The organism is Bdellovibrio sp. SKB1291214, assembly GCF_002209355.2.
Lineage (GTDB): Bacteria > Bdellovibrionota > Bdellovibrionia > Bdellovibrionales > Bdellovibrionaceae > Bdellovibrio.
On record NZ_CP106855.1, the window covers coordinates 3,615,036 to 3,632,722 of the forward strand.

Genomic DNA, 17,687 nt, shown 5'->3' on the forward strand with positions numbered 1-17,687 from the left:
ACGCTTTTTTCAAAAAACTGAGCAAGTTTGTCAAACGGAGGTAAATCACCTCCGTTTTTTTATTTCGTTTTGACCGCAGTCGACCCATGGATAATTCTTCCGGCGAGGGTCTTTTAGGAAATTTGGTGCGATGACCCTCAAATTTCTTAGTTTTGCGCCAATAGCAGGAGGGCTTGATGAAAGCTTTAATTTTATCCTCGTTGTTGATGGTTTCAACGTTTTCAACCCATGTGTTCGCCGAAGACTCAGAAAAAGCTTCGTCTCCACCCGAACAAAGTTCAAATAAAAGTCTGGCACTTGATGACTTAATGACTCCGCAAGAAATTTCTCAGGAACTAGGTTTTTCTCTCCGTGACCCAATGTGGGCAGGCGTGGTGGACCCGGAAGTGATCGCCGCTAAAGATGGCATCGATGTGTATCGCGAATATCCAATTGTCTTAAAAATTAACAAAGCTGCAAAAGGTCGTGGCGCTCAGCAAATGCAAGTTATCGAAAATGGAAAACTAATCGCGACATGGCCTGTTTCTACGGGCAGGGAACAGCATGAGAAAGCCAAGAGTGGTCGTTGGTATCAAACCACGACTCCTACAGGAACATTTTCACCCTACCGATTGGTGCGTGATCACTACTCAAACACTTGGAAAGCACAGATGGAGTTTGCAGTATTCTTTATTGGAGGTATCGCCGTTCACGCAACGACACCGGATCACTATAGTGAGTTAGGTCAAAGAGCTTCAGGTGGCTGTGTTCGTATCCATAGGGACAACGCGAAACTTTTATGGAGTAAAATAAACTCCTACCCAGAAAAGCTGGTCCCTTTGTTCAATAAAAAGGGTCGAGTGTCCCGTGATAAGAATGGAAATCCTATTCGTGCTATCGGTTGGGGCACGCTTATTATCGTCGAAAATAAATGACCTAACACACCCTTTATGAGAAGGTGGAGCGCAGGAGTTATTCCATGAATAAAAACCTGCGCGCCCATCCGATGAAAAATCCCATAATCCTCGCTCTTGATGTCGATACTCGCGATCAAGCCTTAAAAATTGCCGATGAAATCGGTGATATTGTTGGCGGCATTAAGCTCGGGCCTCGCCTGTGTCTACGCTACGGCTTAGAGTTCGTGCAGGAAATGGCACAAAGAGCTCCTATTTTCATGGACAATAAGCACTTCGACATACCATCCACAATGGAGGCCGCCGTTCGAGCAAGCTTTGATGCTGGCGCTTCATTAGTCACGGTACATGCCTTAAGTGGATCAGAGGCTTTAAAGCGTATGGCTTCCGTGGAGGTAGAACTCAGCCAGCACCGTCCTTTTAAAATCCTCGCAGTGACGATCCTCACGTCTTGGGATCAAAACTCCTTGCCTCCGGTGATGAACCCTCAGCCGATCGCTCATCATGTGACTGAATTGGCGAGTTTGGTTCAAAATTCCGGGCTAACGGGCCTTGTTTGCTCTCCTCACGAGTTAGACCTTTTACAAAATAAAGGCCTCTATCTTGTCACGCCGGGAATTCGCTTTAGTATGAACGACTCTGGCGATCAAAAGCGTATCATGGGCCCGAAAGAAGCACTTGAAAAAGGTGCCTCTGCTCTAGTCGTGGGTCGTCCGATTTTAGAAGCAAAAGATATCAAAGAAGCTGCAAAACAATTTGTGATGGCGATGTAGAATGAAGAAAAATAATTTCCGCTCTAGTGGCGGCTCTAAAAACAACTCTCATAAATCTTCTCAAGGTGGTCGCTCTCAGGGTGGTCGTCCTCAGCAGAGTGGTCGCTCACAAGGTGGCGGTCGAGCGTCCCAACAGGGCGGTTCTCGCTCTGAAAATTCCATTCCTCGCGAGTGGAGAATCGTCGTGGGAAATCATGCTATAAAAGAAGCTCTTTACATGCGCCCTAAGAAGGTGAAAGGCATGTGGCTTAAGAATGGTTGGGAGTCTTCTGCAGACTTGCGCGAACTTGAAGAAATGGCTCGCAAGCATAAAATCACTCCAGATGTTCGCCAGGAAGCGGTGATCGATAAATTTGGTTCTTCTCACCAAGGTGCAGCACTATTTGTTGAGGGTGCCCCGGGGATGGACCTAGACCATCTTGGAAATTTAGATACGTCTATTTTGTTGATGTTGGACGGTATCGAAGACCCTCATAATCTGGGAGCTATCCTAAGAACGTCGTGGTTAACGGACGTGAAGGGTGTATTAATTCCAGAGGATCGCGCGGTGGGTCTAACTCCAACAGTTCATAAAGTAGCCTGCGGTGGCGTCGAGCACGTGGCCGTTGAGGCGACGACTAACTTTAGTAAGTATGCGGAAACATTGAAAGAAAAAGGCTATTGGATTTACGGGCTTAGTCCGCGCGGTAAAAAATCCATTTTCGAACTCGATTTGCCAGAGAAAGTAATTTGGGCAATTGGAGCCGAAGATAAAGGTTTGAGAGTGACAACAGAACGTCTATGTGATGAATTAGTCTTCATTCCGCAAACGAGTGCATCAGCCTCTTATAATGCGTCTGTCGCGACAGCAATGGCACTGACAGAAACACTAAGGCAGCACGCGCAGCGCGGAAAGTCTAAAAAATCGCATTCTGACAGATAATTATCTTTGACGAATGTAGATTTTTTCCACTATAACTCTTTCGGTTATCTCAGTGATGCTGGTTTAGCTCAATTGGTAGAGCAGCTGATTTGTAATCAGCAGGTTGCGGGTTCGAGTCCCATAACCAGCTCCATATTTCTCTGAGTAAGTATTTAAAAAAATGGGTAGGTGCCCGAGTGGCTAAAGGGGACGGACTGTAAATCCGTTAGCTTGCGCTTACGAAGGTTCGAATCCTTCCCTGCCCACCATTTTTTAAATATTTTCTCGGGGAAATATGGAAGACTTCTGATCGATAGGGCGGGAATAGCTCAATTGGCTAGAGTATCTGCCTTCCAAGCAGAGGGTTGCGGGTTCGAGACCCGTTTCCCGCTCCAAATTTCGACGCCCATGTAGCTCAGTGGTAGAGCACACCCTTGGTAAGGGTGAGGTCGTCGGTTCGGCTCCGATCATGGGCTCCACTTAGTTTTCACTTGAATTAAAAAAATTTGGCTTTAAGTTAGATAAAAATAAAAAATCTCTGCAGGAGGACTAATGTCTAAAGAGAAATTCACCCGTACGAAACCGCATGTTAACATCGGTACAATCGGTCACGTCGACCATGGTAAAACAACTTTGACTGCTGCTATCACTACTACTCTTGCAGCGGCTGGTAAAGCTCAAGCGATGTCTTACGATCAAATCGATAAGTCTCCAGAAGAGCGCGAGCGTGGTATCACTATCTCTACTACTCACGTTGAGTATGAAACTGAAAACCGCCACTACGCACACGTTGACTGCCCAGGACATGCTGACTACGTAAAAAACATGATCACTGGTGCTGCTCAAATGGACGGCGCTATCCTAGTTGTTTCTTCTGCTGACGGTCCTATGCCACAAACTCGTGAACACATCCTTTTGGGTCGCCAAGTTGGTATCCCTGCAATGGTTGTTTTCATGAACAAAGTTGACATGGTTGACGATAAAGAACTTCTTGAGCTTGTTGAGCTTGAAATCCGCGAACTTCTTTCTAAGTACGAATACCCAGGCGACGAAATCCCTGTAGTAAAAGGTTCTGCTTTGAAAGCTTTGGAAGGCGATGCTTCTGAAATCGGTCGTCCAGCTATCATGAAATTGATGGAAGCTTGCGACGCTTACATCCCACAACCAGCTCGTGCTACTGACAAAACTTTCTTGATGCCAGTAGAGGACGTATTCTCTATCTCTGGTCGTGGTACAGTTGTTACTGGCCGTGTTGAGCGTGGTATCGTAAAAGTTGGTGACGAGATCGAAATCATCGGTATCCGTCCAACTCAAAAAACTACAGTTACTGGTATCGAAATGTTCCGTAAACTTCTTGATGAAGGTCAAGCAGGGGACAACTGTGGTGTTCTTCTTCGTGGTACTAAAAAAGAAGACGTTGAACGTGGTCAAGTTTTGGCTAAACCAGGTTCAGTTAAACCTCACAAAAAATTCAAAGCAGAAGCGTACATCCTTACTAAAGAAGAAGGCGGACGTCATACTCCATTCTTCAACGGTTACCGTCCACAGTTCTACTTCCGTACAACTGACGTAACTGGTGTTTGTACTTTGAAAGCTGGCACTGAAATGGTTATGCCAGGTGACCGCGTTGAATTGTCTGTTGAGTTGATCGCTCCAATCGCAATGGAAAAAGAATTGCGTTTCGCTATCCGCGAAGGTGGCCGTACAGTTGGCGCCGGCGTTGTTATCGATATCCTTGAGTAGGATTAACGCAGCATAGGCTGAAATAAAATCACCCGGGGGACTCCTTGACAAAAGGGTCCCCCTCGGTGTTTCTTGGCACTTCCAAAATAGTTATTATTTTTTGGTCGTTTTCCGTCATCGAAGTCTCCAGACGATGTAAAACCGGGAGATTATTGATGAGAATTGATTGAATACGAGGCGCAAGGAGGAGGCCCTACTGATAGGTAGGCCGACGACGAAGCAACGAAGTAGGCAATCGATTATCATCAATAAGATCGTGCAGGGGTGTAGCTCTAGCGGTAGAGCGAACGACTCCAAATCGTTAGGTCGTGGGTTCGAATCCCTCCGCCCCTGCCAATTTCTACACAAATATTTCAACAGGAATGAGGTATCGTGGAAAAAACTAATTCTAAGATTATGACTCTTAGTTTTGCAATTGCGGGTGCTTTGGTTGGATTGACCGTGCACTTCCTTATCAAAGCATTCTCTGGTGCTTTTGGCGTAATTGCGAAGATGGCTGACAACGACCTATTTAAACATGGTCTTCCAGTTGGCTTGGGTATTCTTGTGTTTGTGGCACTTCAGTTCAATCCTAAAGTTCAGGCTTGGGGCGAAGAAGTGGTATCTGAAATTCGTAAGGTTGTATGGCCTTCACGTAAAGATACAACTGCAATGACTATCGTTTGTGTTGTAATGGTTCTTATCTCAAGCGTAATTATCAGCTCATTCGACTTGCTATCTGGCTTCTTTATCAATTTCCTAATGAAGTAAGGATCGGACCATGGAAAAAAAGTGGTACATCGTAAACGTTCAGACTAGTTGTGAAAATACGGCTAAAAAAGCGATCGAAGAAAAGATCAAAACTTCTAAAATGGAAGAATTGTTCGGCGAAATCTTGATCCCAGCTGAAAACGTTGTGGAGCTAGTAAAAGGCCAAAAGCAAACTAGATCGCGTAAATTTTTCCCGGGTTATATCTTCGTTCAAATGTTTTTGAATGATGAGACTTGGCATTTGGTAAGAAATGCGTCAAAAGTAACAGGCTTCGTGGGTGGCACTAAAACTCGTCCTCCAGAAGTACCTGAAGCAGAGGTTTTCCGCGTAACTCAGCAAATGGCTGGCGTTGCAGAAAAGCCGAAAATGAAGGTGAAGTTCTCTGTGGGTGAAAATGTGACTGTTGTTGACGGTCCATTTGCTAACTTCCAAGGAACTGTAGAAGAGATCAACGAGGACAAAGCTAAGCTTAAAGTTCTTGTGAGCATCTTCGGTCGTCCGACTCCAGTTGAGTTGGACTACATTCAAGTAGAAAAGCACTAAATCCAAAGCCGCATAGGGCGGTTAGGAATTAATTAACACAACCTCTTGCAGGAGTGGGTCATGGCAAAAAAAGTTACAGGAATGATCAAGCTGCAAATACCGGCAGGGAAAGCTAATCCAGCTCCACCCGTTGGACCGGCACTTGGACAGCACGGGGTAAACATCATGGAATTCTGTAAGCAGTTCAACGCTCGTACACAAGCGTTGGGTGATAGCATCATCCCTATCATCATCACTGTTTACCAAGACAGATCGTTTACTTTCATCACAAAAACACCACCGGTGTCTTCTTTGATTAAAAAGGCGTTGAAATTGGAATCTGGTTCCAAAATGCCTCAAAAAGACAAAGTTGGTAAAATCAATAACGATCAAATCAAGCAAATCGCTACAACGAAATTGCCTGACTTGAACTGCTTGAAAGTTGAATCAGCAATGGCACAAGTCGCTGGTACAGCTAAGAGCATGGGCATCGACATCGCGTAGGAGTGAACAATGGCAGGTAAAAAGTTCGCAGCTGCTTCTAAAAAAGTAGATTCTGCAAAAAAATACTCTGTTGAAGAAGCATTCAAACTCGTTGTTGAGACAGCTCCAGCGAAATTTGATGAATCTATCGACGTAGCATTGCGTTTGGGTATCGACCCTAAGCAATCTGATCAACAAGTTCGTGGCGCAATCGCATTGCCTCACGGTTTGGGTAAAGAAGTAAAAGTAGTTGTTTTCGCAAAAGGTCCTAAAGAGACTGAGGCGAAAAACGCTGGCGCAGACTTTGTTGGCGCTGACGACCTTGTGGCTAAAATCCAAGCTGGCTGGTTGGACTTCGATAAATGTATCGCGACTCCAGATATGATGGCGACTGTTTCTAAAGTTGCTAAAATTCTAGGGCCTCGTGGTTTGATGCCGAATCCAAAAATCGGTACTGTAACTATGAACGTTGGCGAAGCCGTAACTGCTGAGAAAAAAGGTAAGTTGGATTTCCGCGTTGATAAAGCAGGTATCGTACATGCTGGTATCGGTAAGAAATCTATGGGCGATGCTAAACTTCGTGATAACTTCATGGTCCTTTTGGCCGCTCTAGTTAAAGCGAAACCAGCATCTTCTAAAGGTATCTACCTTCGCTCTATCTCCGTAGCATCTACTATGGGTCCAGGCGTGAAGATCGAGCCAAATGCGGCAGCAGCTGCAACTGGCGCACTAGCGTAGTTTTATAAAGCTCCGACTTGTTCGGGGCTTTTTGTATTTTTATATTAAGTATTTATTGCGATCAGAGACAGTAGGTTTTCGTTTGTGGATGTAATCCCGCGATTGTGTGGGGCCTACCGAGATAAGGCAAAAGGTTATTCTGACCTCCAAACCGACCTGATTCGCACACACCCCTTCGCAAGAAGGGAAAAGTCTAATGAAAGGAGGCTCACTTATGATCACTCGCGCAGATAAAGAGCAAGAGATTAAGCTTATCACTGAGAAATTCGGTAAAGCTAAAGGAGCTTTCATCGTCGACTTCAAAGGCATCAAGGTTGAGCAAGTAACTAACTTGCGTAAAAAATTGAATGCTGCTGATTCTGAGATGAAAGTTGTCCGTAATACTCTAGCAAAAAGAGCGTTCAAAGATCACCCATCAATTGAAAAAGCATTTACGACTTCAATGAAGGGTACTAACGCCATCGTATTCTCATACGGTGAAGTGAACGCAACTGCAAAAACATTGGCTGATTTCGCTAAGGACGTAGAAGTTCTTCAAATCAAGTCTGGTGTTATGGATGGCGAAGCTTTGGATGATGCTAAGATTAAATTCTTGGCGACACTTCCAGGGAAAGACCAACTCCGCGCTATGTTCCTTGGTACGCTATTGGCTTCAGGCTCTGCACTTGCACGCTGCTTGAACGCTTACGCCGAGAAACTTGGTGGTGGTGCTACTGCTGGTACTGAAGAAGCTCCACAAGCATAATGCTTGCGCACCGATGATTCGGTGTTAATGGTTGCTGATATAAATTGAATTTTTAAATAATTTTTTAAATCCCTGGAGGATTAAAATGTCTCTAACTAACGATCAACTTGTTGACGCATTGTCTGCGAAAACAGTTCTTGAAATCGCTGAACTTGTAAAAATGCTTGAAGAAAAATGGGGCGTTTCTGCTGCTGCTCCTGTAGCTGCTGCAGCTGGTCCTGCTGCTGCTGTTGAAGAAAAAACTGCATTCGACGTAATCTTGGTTGATGCTGGCGCGAACAAAATCAACGTAATCAAAGAAGTACGTGGTTTGACTGGTTTGGGTCTTGCTGAAGCTAAAGCACTAGTTGAAGCTGGTGGCAAAGCTGTTAAAGAAGGCGCGACTAAAGAAGACGCTGAAAAAATCAAAAAAGCTCTTGAAGCTGCAGGCGCGAAAGTTACTGTTAAGTAGTCTTTCGAACCAATTCTTGGTTTTGAAAATGCCGAAAGCCTCGTGGAAACACGGGGCTTTTTGCTTTTTAGCCCTCGTAAATAAAGTCGACCGCCTTGTCTTTCGAAAATCCGTGGTCTGCCTCGGCTATTTTCGACCCGCGCATCCATGCGCTCGCCGGGCTTGGGTACCGCATCCTGCGGGCCCGGAGGTCGAAAATATCCAAGTCAGCCCCCGGATTTCCGAAAGCCAATGCTGACGCGTTAAATCATGGTGTCTAAAAACAACAAGCCCCGCGTTTCTTAGATCTCCAAATCGGAGAATCACGTTCAATAAAATAAAAAATCTGACACCGAACTACTTTTTGTAACCAAGAAGTCGGTTTTACGGCGATTTCGGTTCTTTATTTTCTTTCAAAACTCCTTATTTGACGTTGAACGAGCGTTTTGGGGAGGAGGCAGGGACGTATATTTTGAGGCCTCCGCCCCCGCACGATGCGGTATCAAGGGGCGGTTGAGGGCCGGAAGCCCGTGCCCAAAATATACGTCCCTGCCTCCTCCCCAAAATGCGTCGCTCCGAAGCCAAAAAAACCGCAATTTTTGAAAGAAAGTAAAGAAGCGAAAGTGCTGATAATTGCTTGATTTTTTGGAAACCCGGACGTAGTTTGGTTCCTTGCGTTTAGATTTTATTTAATGTGGTTCTTGATTCTTCCGCCCGAAGTGAAGTTTCGATTTTCTTATCACGGAGAGTACATTGGAAAAAACTCCAGTTACGGCTTCTAACATTCGAGTTAGAAAGTCTTTCGCGAAAAATAAGCAAGTCATTGATATCCCTAACTTGATTGAATTGCAGAAGTCTTCTTACGAAGCTTTCATTCAAAAAGATATGGATCCAGATCGCCGTGGCGAAGCTGGTCTTAATGGCGTTTTCAAATCTGTTTTCCCAATCACAGATTTCAACAACACTGCAAGCCTAGAGTTTGTATCTTACACTCTTGAGCCAGCAAAATACGACGTAGATGAATGTCGTCAGCGCGGAATGACTTTCGCTGCTCCGATCAAAGTTACTCTTCGTCTTATCGTGTTTGATGTTGATGAAGAAACTGAAGCACGTTCTATCCGTGACGTAAAAGAACAAGAAGTTTACTTGGGCGAAATCCCATTGATGACTGCTAACGGTTCTTTCATCATCAACGGTACTGAGCGCGTTGTTGTATCTCAGTTGCATCGTTCTCCGGGCGTGTTCTTCGATCACGACGGTGGTAAAAACAATGCTTCTGGTAAATTGATCTACTCTGCACGTGTAATTCCTTACCGTGGTTCTTGGTTGGATGCTGAATTCGATCAAAAAGATTTGATCCACGTTCGTATCGATCGTCGTCGTAAATTCCCAGTGACAATCTTGTTGAAAGCATTGGGTTACAACGCTGAACAACTTCTTGAATACTTCTACGACCTTGACGAAGTTTACGTTAAAGGCGGCAAGTTGTTCCGTAAGTTGGACATCGAAAGAATGTCAGGCCAAAGAGCATTGACTGATATCGTTGATCCAAAAGGTGGTGAGGCACTAGTTAAAGCTGGTCGTCGTATCACTCGCGCGATCGTTAAGAAAATCAAAGACCTTAACATCACTGAGCTTGAAGTTGAACCAAACGACCTTGATGGTAAAGTTTTGGCGAAACCTCTTATCGATGAATCTACTGGTGAGATCATCGCGGATGCGAATGCTGAGTTGAACTCTGCGATCATCAAACGCGCGATCGAAGCTGGCATCGAAAGCTTCTACATGATCTTCTTCGACGGTTTGACTGTTGGACCTTACCTACGTAACACATTGTTGGTAGATAAAGTTTCTAACAAAGACGAATCTTTGATCGAGATCTACAAACGTCTTCGTCCAGGTGAGCCTCCAACTTTGGAAGCTGCTACGACGTTCTTCGGTCGTTTGTTCTTCGATCCAGAGACTTATGATCTTTCTGAAGTTGGTCGTATCAAGATCAATCACAGATTCGGTATCTCTATGGAAGAGTGCCCGCCGTCTCACAGAACACTGACTCACAAAGATATCTTAAGCACTATCAAAACGCTTATCGATCTTAAAAACGGTCGTGGTGTTATCGACGATATCGATCACTTGGGTAACCGTCGTGTTCGTTCCGTAGGTGAGTTGCTAGAAAACCAATACCGTATCGGTTTGGTTCGTATGGAACGCGCTATCCGTGAACGTATGTCTCTACAAGACGTAGAAACAATGATGCCTCACGATCTAGTAAACGCTAAACCTGTAAATGCAGTTGTTAAAGAATTCTTCGGTTCTTCTCAATTGTCACAGTTCATGGACCAAACAAATCCATTGTCTGAGATCACTCACAAACGTCGTTTGTCAGCTCTTGGACCTGGTGGTTTGACTCGTGACCGTGCCGGATTCGAAGTACGTGACGTACATCCAACGCATTACGGTCGTATCTGTCCAATCGAAACTCCAGAGGGACCAAACATCGGTTTGATCGCTTCCTTGGCAACATACGCTCGTATCAACAACTACGGTTTCATCGAGACTCCGTACCGCAAAGTTGAACAAGGCGCAGTTTCTAAAGACATCAATTACTTGTCTGCATTGGAAGAAGCGGGTCACTACATCGCTCCAGCAGCTCGTGACGAAGCTGGTAACAAAGCTATCCAAACACCAACTACTATCACTCGTCGTGATGGTGAGTATGAAATCGTTGATAAAGATAAAGTTGCTTTGATGGACGTTTCTCCATCTCAGCTAGTATCTATCGCGGCATCTTTGATCCCGTTCCTAGAACATGACGACGCCAACCGTGCGTTGATGGGATCGAACATGCAACGTCAAGCGGTTCCATTGTTGCGTTCTCGCGCACCACTTGTTGGTACAGGCGTAGAGCGTTTGGTTGCTCGTGACTCTGGTACATCTGTCGTTGTTCAAAACGACGGTATCGTTGAAGAAGTAGATGCATCTCGTATCGTTATCCGTCGTTTCGCTAAAGGCGGCGAGTTGGGTGCGAACGTTGATATCTACAATTTGACTAAGTACCAACGTACGAACCAAAACACATGCTTCAATCAAAAACCAATCGTAACTGTTGGTGACAAGGTTTCTAAAGGCGACATCGTTGCTGACGGACCTTCAACTGAGCTTGGTGAGTTGGCTCTAGGTCAAAACATCCTAGTAGCGTTCACTCCTTGGCAAGGTTACAACTTCGAGGACTCCATCCTTATTTCTGAGCGTTTGTTGAAAGACGACGTTTACACATCTATCCACATCGAAGAATTCGAGTGCGTAGCGCGTGACACGAAACTAGGTAAAGAAGAGATCACTCGCGATATCGCAAACGTTGGTGAAGAAGCACTTAAAGACCTTGATAGCTCTGGTATTATCCGCATCGGTGCGGAAGTTCGCCCTGGCTTCATCTTGGTTGGTAAAGTGACTCCTAAGGGTGAAACTCAACTTTCTCCTGAAGAAAAACTTTTGAGAGCGATCTTCGGTGAAAAAGCTGGTGACGTACGTGATACATCACTTCGCGCACCATCTGGCGTTTACGGTACAGTTATCGATGCTCAAGTTTACTCTCGTGAAGGCGCAGACCGCGATGAGCGTTTGTCTTCCATCATCGAAGAGAAAAAACGCAAGCTTGAAAAAGACTTGGCTGTTGAGCAAAACGTTATCAAAAATAACTCCATCACGAAACTTCGCGATATCTTGGTAGGCAAAATTACTACTGGCGTATTGTTGAATGAAGATGGATCTCAAAAACTTTTGAACAAAGGTCAATCGATCACAGTTGCGGATATCGAAACAATTCCATTTGAATTGTTGAACTATATCCCTCTTGAACAAGACCTTGAGTTCCAAGTTAACAAAATCATCGACAACGCTCGTAACCAACTTGACGCAGTTAAATTGGTATTCAACGAGAAGATCGATCGCCTTCGTAAAGGTGACGAGCTTCCTCCAGGCGTTATCAAAATGGTTAAAGTTTACGTTGCGATTAAACGTAAAATGCAAGTCGGCGATAAATTTGCCGGCCGTCACGGAAATAAAGGTGTCGTTTCTAAAGTATTGCCTGTTGAAGACATGCCTTACCTTGCAGACGGTTCTCCGGTTGACATGGTCTTGAATCCACTGGGCGTACCTTCACGTATGAACATCGGTCAGGTCCTTGAGGTTCACTTGGGTTGGGCAGCGCACAACTTGGGTAAACAAATCGGTTCTCACCTTGAAAAGTGGAATGCAGAAAACGCACGTAAAGAAATGAAAGATATCTTCAATGACTCTGATATCAGCGCAAAACTTGATGGCGCTGATGAAGGTTCTTTGAAATCAATGGTAACTCGTATGAAGAACGGTATCCACGTTGGAACGCCGGTATTCGACGGTGCTCGTGAATCAGATGTTAAGAACTTGCTTGCGAAAGCAGAAGTTCCACTTTCTGGTAAGTCCATCCTATTCGATGGTCGTACTGGCGAGCCGTTCACGAACCCAGTTACTGTGGGTATCATGTACATGCTTAAACTTCACCATCTGGTTGAAGAGAAGATCCATGCTCGTTCTATCGGACCTTATTCTCTCGTTTCGCAACAGCCATTGGGCGGTAAAGCTCAATTCGGTGGTCAGCGTCTAGGGGAGATGGAAGTTTGGGCGATCGAAGCATACGGTGCTGCATACTCTCTACAAGAGTTCCTAACTGTTAAGTCAGATGACGTAGCTGGTAGAACTCGTATGTACGAAAGTATCGTTAAGGGTGAAAACATCCTTGAGCCGGGTCTTCCTGAATCGTTCAACGTTCTAGTGAAAGAGCTTCAGTCTCTTGCATTGAATGTTGAGTTGATGGAGTCCGACATCCTACGCGATCAAGATGAAGATCTTGATAACGGTGGCGATGTTATTGAAGCAACTGTTGTGGCTCCTACTGAGCCAGAGCAGCACTAATTAAAACTTTAACAACAGGGGTGTTCTTTGAGAGACTTGTTGAATTTTTTCGATAAACCAAAAGATCCACTTTCGTTTGACGCCGTACGAGTATCGTTGGCGTCACCTGAAATGATTCGTGATTGGTCATTTGGTGAAGTTAAGAAGCCAGAAACTATCAACTATCGTACATTCAAGCCTGAACGGGACGGCTTGTTCTGTGCGAAAATCTTCGGTCCTATTAAGGATTACGAGTGCTTGTGCGGTAAGTATAAACGTATGAAGTACCGTGGCGTCGTCTGTGAAAAGTGCGGCGTTGAAGTAACACAAACTAAAGTTCGTCGTGAACGTTTAGGCCACATTGAGCTTGCAACTCCGGTTGCGCACATCTGGTTCTTGCGCTCATTGCCTTCTCGTATCGGTAACTTGCTCAACCTATCACTTAAGGATGTTGAGAAAGTTTTGTATTGTGAAGCACACGTGGTTATCGATCCAATGGAAACTACATTGGAAGAAGGCCAAGTATTGACTGAAGAAGCTTTGAACGCAGCTTTGAATGAATTCGGTCCTTCATTCAAATACGGCATGGGCGGCGAGGCTGTTCGTGACCTTTTGAGAAAAATCGATCCTGAATACTTGTCTCGCAAGCTTCGTATGGAAGCTAAAGACGTTAAGTCTGAAGCGGGTATGAAAAAGATCACTAAACGTCTTAAGGTTGTTGAGGCTTTCAAAGGCTCTATCAACAAACCTGAATGGATGATGTTGGAAGCACTTCCAGTGTTGCCACCAGATCTACGTCCTCTAGTTCCACTAGATGGCGGTCGTTTCGCGACTTCAGATCTAAATGATCTTTACCGTCGTGTGATCAACCGTAATAACCGTTTGAAACGTCTTCAAGAGCTTAACGCTCCAGACATCATCATCCGCAATGAAAAACGTATGTTGCAAGAAGCAGTAGACGCATTGTTGGATAATGGTCGTCGCGGTAAAACTTTCACTGGTCCAAATAAACGTCCTCTTCGCTCTCTTTCAGATATGTTGAAAGGTAAGCAAGGTCGTTTCCGTCAAAATCTACTTGGTAAACGTGTGGACTACTCTGGTCGTTCCGTTATCGTTGTAGGTCCGACGTTGAAATTGCACCAATGCGGTCTTCCTAAGAAAATGGCTTTGGAGCTATTCAAACCATTCGTTTACAACAAACTTGAAGAAAAAGGCCTAGCAGCAACTATCAAGCAAGCTAAGAAATTGGTTGAGCAAGAGACAGTTGAAGTTTGGGATATCTTGGCTGACGTAGTTAAAGAACATCCAGTTCTTCTAAACCGTGCGCCAACTCTTCACAGACTTGGTATCCAAGCCTTCGAACCTGTACTTCACGAAGGTAAAGCGATCCAATTGCACCCGCTAGTGTGCGGTGCCTTTAATGCCGACTTCGACGGTGACCAAATGGCGGTTCACGTTCCACTTTCTGTGGAATCTCAAGTTGAAGCTCGTGTTTTGATGATGTCTACGAACAACGTTCTTTCTCCAGCCTCTGGTAAGCCAATCATCAATCCATCACAAGATATCGTGTTGGGCCTGTACTGGTTGACTCGTAACCGTTTGGGCGCAAAAGGAACTGGCAAAATCTTCTCAACTGTTCAAGAAGCTCAATACGCTTACGAAACAGGTTTGGTGGACTTGCAAGCAGTTTGTAAAGTACGTATCAACGGTAAGTTGCAAGAAACAACTGTAGGTCGCGCGATCCTTTCAGACAGCGTTCCTAAAGAAGTTCCTTTCAACGACGTGAACGTAATCATGACTAAGAAACAAATCGCTGCTTTGATCGACAAGACTTTCCGTCTTGCGGGTGCAAAAGCGACTTGTATCTTGGCTGATAAAATCATGGAACTTGGTTTCAAATATTCAACGTCTGCAGGTATGTCTATCGGTATCGATGACATGGTTATCCCAGCTGCCAAAGCTCCGATGATCGCTGACGCTGAAAAACAAGTTACTGAAATCCAAACTCAGTACGATGAAGGTTTGATCACAGATGGTGAGCGCTACAATAAGGTAGTGGATATCTGGGCACAAACTGCAGATAAGATCGCTAAAGAAGGTATGAACGCGATCGAAAAACAAACGTACGTAATTGATGGCAAAGAAGTAGTAGGACCTTCATTCAATCCTATCTACATCATGGCTGAATCCGGAGCCCGTGGTTCCGCGACTCAGATCCGTCAGTTGGGTGGTATGCGTGGTTTGATGGCGAAACCTTCTGGTGAGATCATCGAAACGCCGATCACTGCAAACTTCCGTGAAGGTTTGACAGTTATCCAGTACTTCATCTCTACGCACGGTGCTCGTAAAGGTTTGGCCGATACAGCATTGAAAACAGCGAACTCTGGTTACTTGACTCGTCGTTTAGTTGACGTTGCTCAAGACGTAGTAGTTTCTGAATTGGATTGCGGAATTGACGACGGTTTGGAAATCACTCCAGTTTACGAAGCTGGTGAGATCATCCAAAACATCGGTGATCGTATCCTTGGTCGTACAACATTGAGAGATGTTGTTGATCCTCAAACTAACAACGTAGTTGTTAGAGCGAACCAAGAGATCTCTGAGACTGACGTTAAAACTATCGAAGGCTTGGGTATCGATAAAGTCGACATCCGTTCAGCCCTAGTGTGCCAATCTAAACGTGGCGTTTGTGTGAAGTGTTACGGCCGTGACTTGTCTCGTGGTGCGACTGTGAACCTTGGTGAAACAGTTGGTATCATCGCCGCTCAATCTATCGGTGAGCCGGGTACTCAGTTGACGATGCGTACGTTCCACTTGGGTGGTGCGGCTTCTCGTTCAGTTGAGCAATCTGTTCATACAACTCGTTATGACGGTACAATCAAACTTCAAAACGTTCATGCTGTTACGAACCGTAACGGTAAATTGACTGTAATGAATCGTAACGGTTCTGCACTAGTTGTGGACGAATCAGGTCGTGAACGCGAGAATTTCAAACTCGTTTACGGTGCTGTTTTGAACTTTAAAGAAGGTGACAAAGTTGCCAAAGGGCAAACAGTTGTCGAGTGGGATCCATATTCGAATCCAATCATCGCAGAGGTATCTGCGAAGATCCAATATCAGGATATCGAAGAAGGTTCTACAATGCAGGAGCAAGTGGATGCGGTAACTGGTTTCGCGACTAAAGTTATCATGGAATCTAAATCTTCTGACATTAAACCAACTGTGTTCCTAGTTGATGGCAATGGTAAGACATTGAATCTTCCTGGTCGTGACATCCCTGCGAGATATTTGATCCCAGTGGGTGCTCAGCTTCTAGCAGCTGACGGTCAAGAAATTCATGCCGGTGACGTTATCGCGAAAATGCATCGTGAGACTTCGAAAACGAAGGATATCACGGGCGGTCTTCCGCGCGTTGCCGAATTGTTTGAAGCTCGTAAACCGAAAGAAGCAGCAATCATCTCTGAAATTGATGGTTATGTGACATTCGGTAAAGACGTTAAAGGTAAACAACGTGTGATCGTAACTCCTGAAGTGGGTGAGCAAAAAGAATATCTTATCCCTAAAGGTAAGCACGTTGCTGTAAGAGAAGGTGAGTACGTAAGAGCCGGTGAGGCGTTGATGGACGGTCCAACAAATCCTCATGACATTCTGGCGGTTCTAGGTGCTAAAGCCCTATCTGCATACCTTGTTGATGAAATCCAAGAAGTTTACCGACTTCAAGGTGTTGCTATCAATGACAAGCATATCGAAGTCATCGTTCGCCAAATGCTACGTAAAGTAGAAATCAAGGACGCTGGTGACAGCCGCTTCTTGGCTGGTGAACAAGCTGAAAGATATGCTTTCGACGAAGAAAATGCTCGTTTGAGCCGTGAAGGTGGACAACTTGCTACATGCAATCCACTTCTTCTTGGTATCACGAAAGTTTCTTTGAGCACTGATAGCTGGATCTCAGCAGCGTCATTCCAAGAAACAACAAAAGTACTTACGGAAGCGGCGATCAATTCTCGTACAGACCATTTGCGTGGTTTGAAAGAGAATATCATCATGGGTCGTTTGATCCCTGCAGGTACTGGCTTAACTTCTTACAAACGTTGGAAAGTGTCTGTAGCAGAGGACGACGATGTAAATTACGTGGCATCTTTGCCAGGTATGTCGGCTTCCGCTCAGCCTCAAGGTTAGTAGAGTTGCAGCGCTTCATGAATCCTCAAAGCCGCTTCACTGGCGGTTTTGAGGGCTTAAAGCCTCGATTCTCGTAAGAAAAATGTAAAAAACTCAAAAAGTGGAACTCACGCCAGTTTTTGGGAACTAAAAATAACAACAATGTCTTGACCCGGATACTTTCGACAATGTAAGTTCCAGCGTCTTGAATTCGAATAAATTGTTTAAGGGGTTTATAAGTGCCTACAATTAACCAGCTCATCAAAAGTGAGCGTAAAGTTCAAAAAAACCAAACTAAATCACCTGCTTTGGTGTCATGCCCTCAGCGTCGTGGTGTTTGTACTCGTGTTTATACAACAACTCCAAAGAAGCCGAACTCCGCTCTACGTAAAGTAGCAAAAGTCCGTCTATCTAACGGTTTTGAAGTTATCTCTTACATCCCAGGTATCGGTCACAATCTTCAAGAGCACAGCGTTGTCTTGATTCGTGGCGGCCGTGTTAAAGACTTGCCGGGTGTTCGTTACCACATCGTTCGCGGTGTTCTAGATCTTCAAGGTGTTAACGGTCGCCTACGCAGCCGTTCTAAATACGGTACTAAGAGACCTAAGAAATAAGGAT

Annotated in this window: 13 protein-coding genes and 5 tRNA genes; all 18 read left to right on the top strand. The window is 44.9% G+C overall.

What is annotated here, in order from left to right; translation table 11 throughout:
* Positions 1 to 176 precede the first annotated feature (176 nt).
* Positions 177 to 914: a L,D-transpeptidase gene (locus B9G69_RS17750; RefSeq protein ID WP_088615323.1), complete on the top strand. Its 738-nt coding sequence runs from the start codon at positions 177 to 179 to the stop codon at positions 912 to 914.
* Positions 915 to 958: 44 nt separating this feature from the next.
* Entirely contained in the window at positions 959 to 1,666 is a 708-nt protein-coding gene (pyrF, locus tag B9G69_RS17755; RefSeq protein ID WP_088615322.1) for an orotidine-5'-phosphate decarboxylase, read from the top strand.
* A 1-nt stretch (position 1,667) separates the two neighbouring features.
* Complete coding sequence (locus B9G69_RS17760; RefSeq protein ID WP_088615321.1) at positions 1,668 to 2,588, top strand: TrmH family RNA methyltransferase; 921 nt, start codon at positions 1,668 to 1,670, stop codon at positions 2,586 to 2,588.
* Positions 2,589 to 2,645: 57 nt separating this feature from the next.
* A tRNA-Thr gene (locus tag B9G69_RS17765) sits at positions 2,646 to 2,721 on the top strand.
* Positions 2,722 to 2,750: 29 nt separating this feature from the next.
* A tRNA-Tyr gene (locus tag B9G69_RS17770) sits at positions 2,751 to 2,836 on the top strand.
* 49 nt (positions 2,837 to 2,885) lie between these two features.
* Positions 2,886 to 2,962: transfer RNA gene (locus B9G69_RS17775), tRNA-Gly, on the top strand.
* Between the two features lie 9 nt (positions 2,963 to 2,971).
* Positions 2,972 to 3,046, top strand: a tRNA-Thr gene (locus tag B9G69_RS17780).
* Positions 3,047 to 3,119: 73 nt separating this feature from the next.
* The gene (gene tuf / locus B9G69_RS17785; protein WP_088615320.1) at positions 3,120 to 4,310 is read left to right on the top strand and encodes an elongation factor Tu; all 1,191 of its coding nucleotides are present in this window, start codon (positions 3,120 to 3,122) and stop codon (positions 4,308 to 4,310) included.
* A 260-nt stretch (positions 4,311 to 4,570) separates the two neighbouring features.
* Positions 4,571 to 4,646, top strand: a tRNA-Trp gene (locus B9G69_RS17790).
* A gap of 36 nt (positions 4,647 to 4,682) precedes the next feature.
* Positions 4,683 to 5,060, top strand: a complete 378-nt coding sequence (gene secE / locus B9G69_RS17795) for a preprotein translocase subunit SecE (RefSeq protein WP_088615319.1) — start codon at positions 4,683 to 4,685, stop codon at positions 5,058 to 5,060.
* A 10-nt stretch (positions 5,061 to 5,070) separates the two neighbouring features.
* Positions 5,071 to 5,604 carry a transcription termination/antitermination protein NusG gene (nusG, locus tag B9G69_RS17800; protein ID WP_088615318.1) on the top strand — a complete coding sequence of 178 codons (534 nt, stop codon included), beginning with the start codon at positions 5,071 to 5,073 and terminating at the stop codon, positions 5,602 to 5,604.
* 60 nt (positions 5,605 to 5,664) lie between these two features.
* Complete coding sequence (gene rplK, locus B9G69_RS17805; protein WP_088615317.1) at positions 5,665 to 6,087, top strand: 50S ribosomal protein L11; 423 nt, start codon at positions 5,665 to 5,667, stop codon at positions 6,085 to 6,087.
* Positions 6,088 to 6,096: 9 nt separating this feature from the next.
* Positions 6,097 to 6,804, top strand: a complete 708-nt coding sequence (rplA, locus tag B9G69_RS17810; RefSeq protein ID WP_088615316.1) for a 50S ribosomal protein L1 — start codon at positions 6,097 to 6,099, stop codon at positions 6,802 to 6,804.
* Between the two features lie 214 nt (positions 6,805 to 7,018).
* Positions 7,019 to 7,549, top strand: a complete 531-nt coding sequence (gene rplJ, locus B9G69_RS17815; protein WP_254916853.1) for a 50S ribosomal protein L10 — start codon at positions 7,019 to 7,021, stop codon at positions 7,547 to 7,549.
* A gap of 85 nt (positions 7,550 to 7,634) precedes the next feature.
* Positions 7,635 to 8,000: a 50S ribosomal protein L7/L12 gene (gene rplL, locus B9G69_RS17820; RefSeq protein ID WP_088615314.1), complete on the top strand. Its 366-nt coding sequence runs from the start codon at positions 7,635 to 7,637 to the stop codon at positions 7,998 to 8,000.
* A 732-nt stretch (positions 8,001 to 8,732) separates the two neighbouring features.
* A complete protein-coding gene (gene rpoB, locus B9G69_RS17825) occupies positions 8,733 to 12,932 on the top strand; it encodes a DNA-directed RNA polymerase subunit beta (protein WP_088615313.1) in 4,200 nt (1,399 codons plus the stop codon).
* Positions 12,933 to 12,959: 27 nt separating this feature from the next.
* Positions 12,960 to 17,090 (top strand): DNA-directed RNA polymerase subunit beta', encoded by a 4,131-nt coding sequence (gene rpoC / locus B9G69_RS17830; protein WP_088615312.1) that lies wholly within the window; start codon positions 12,960 to 12,962, stop codon positions 17,088 to 17,090.
* A 218-nt stretch (positions 17,091 to 17,308) separates the two neighbouring features.
* Complete coding sequence (gene rpsL / locus B9G69_RS17835; protein WP_041876514.1) at positions 17,309 to 17,683, top strand: 30S ribosomal protein S12; 375 nt, start codon at positions 17,309 to 17,311, stop codon at positions 17,681 to 17,683.
* Positions 17,684 to 17,687 lie beyond the last annotated feature (4 nt).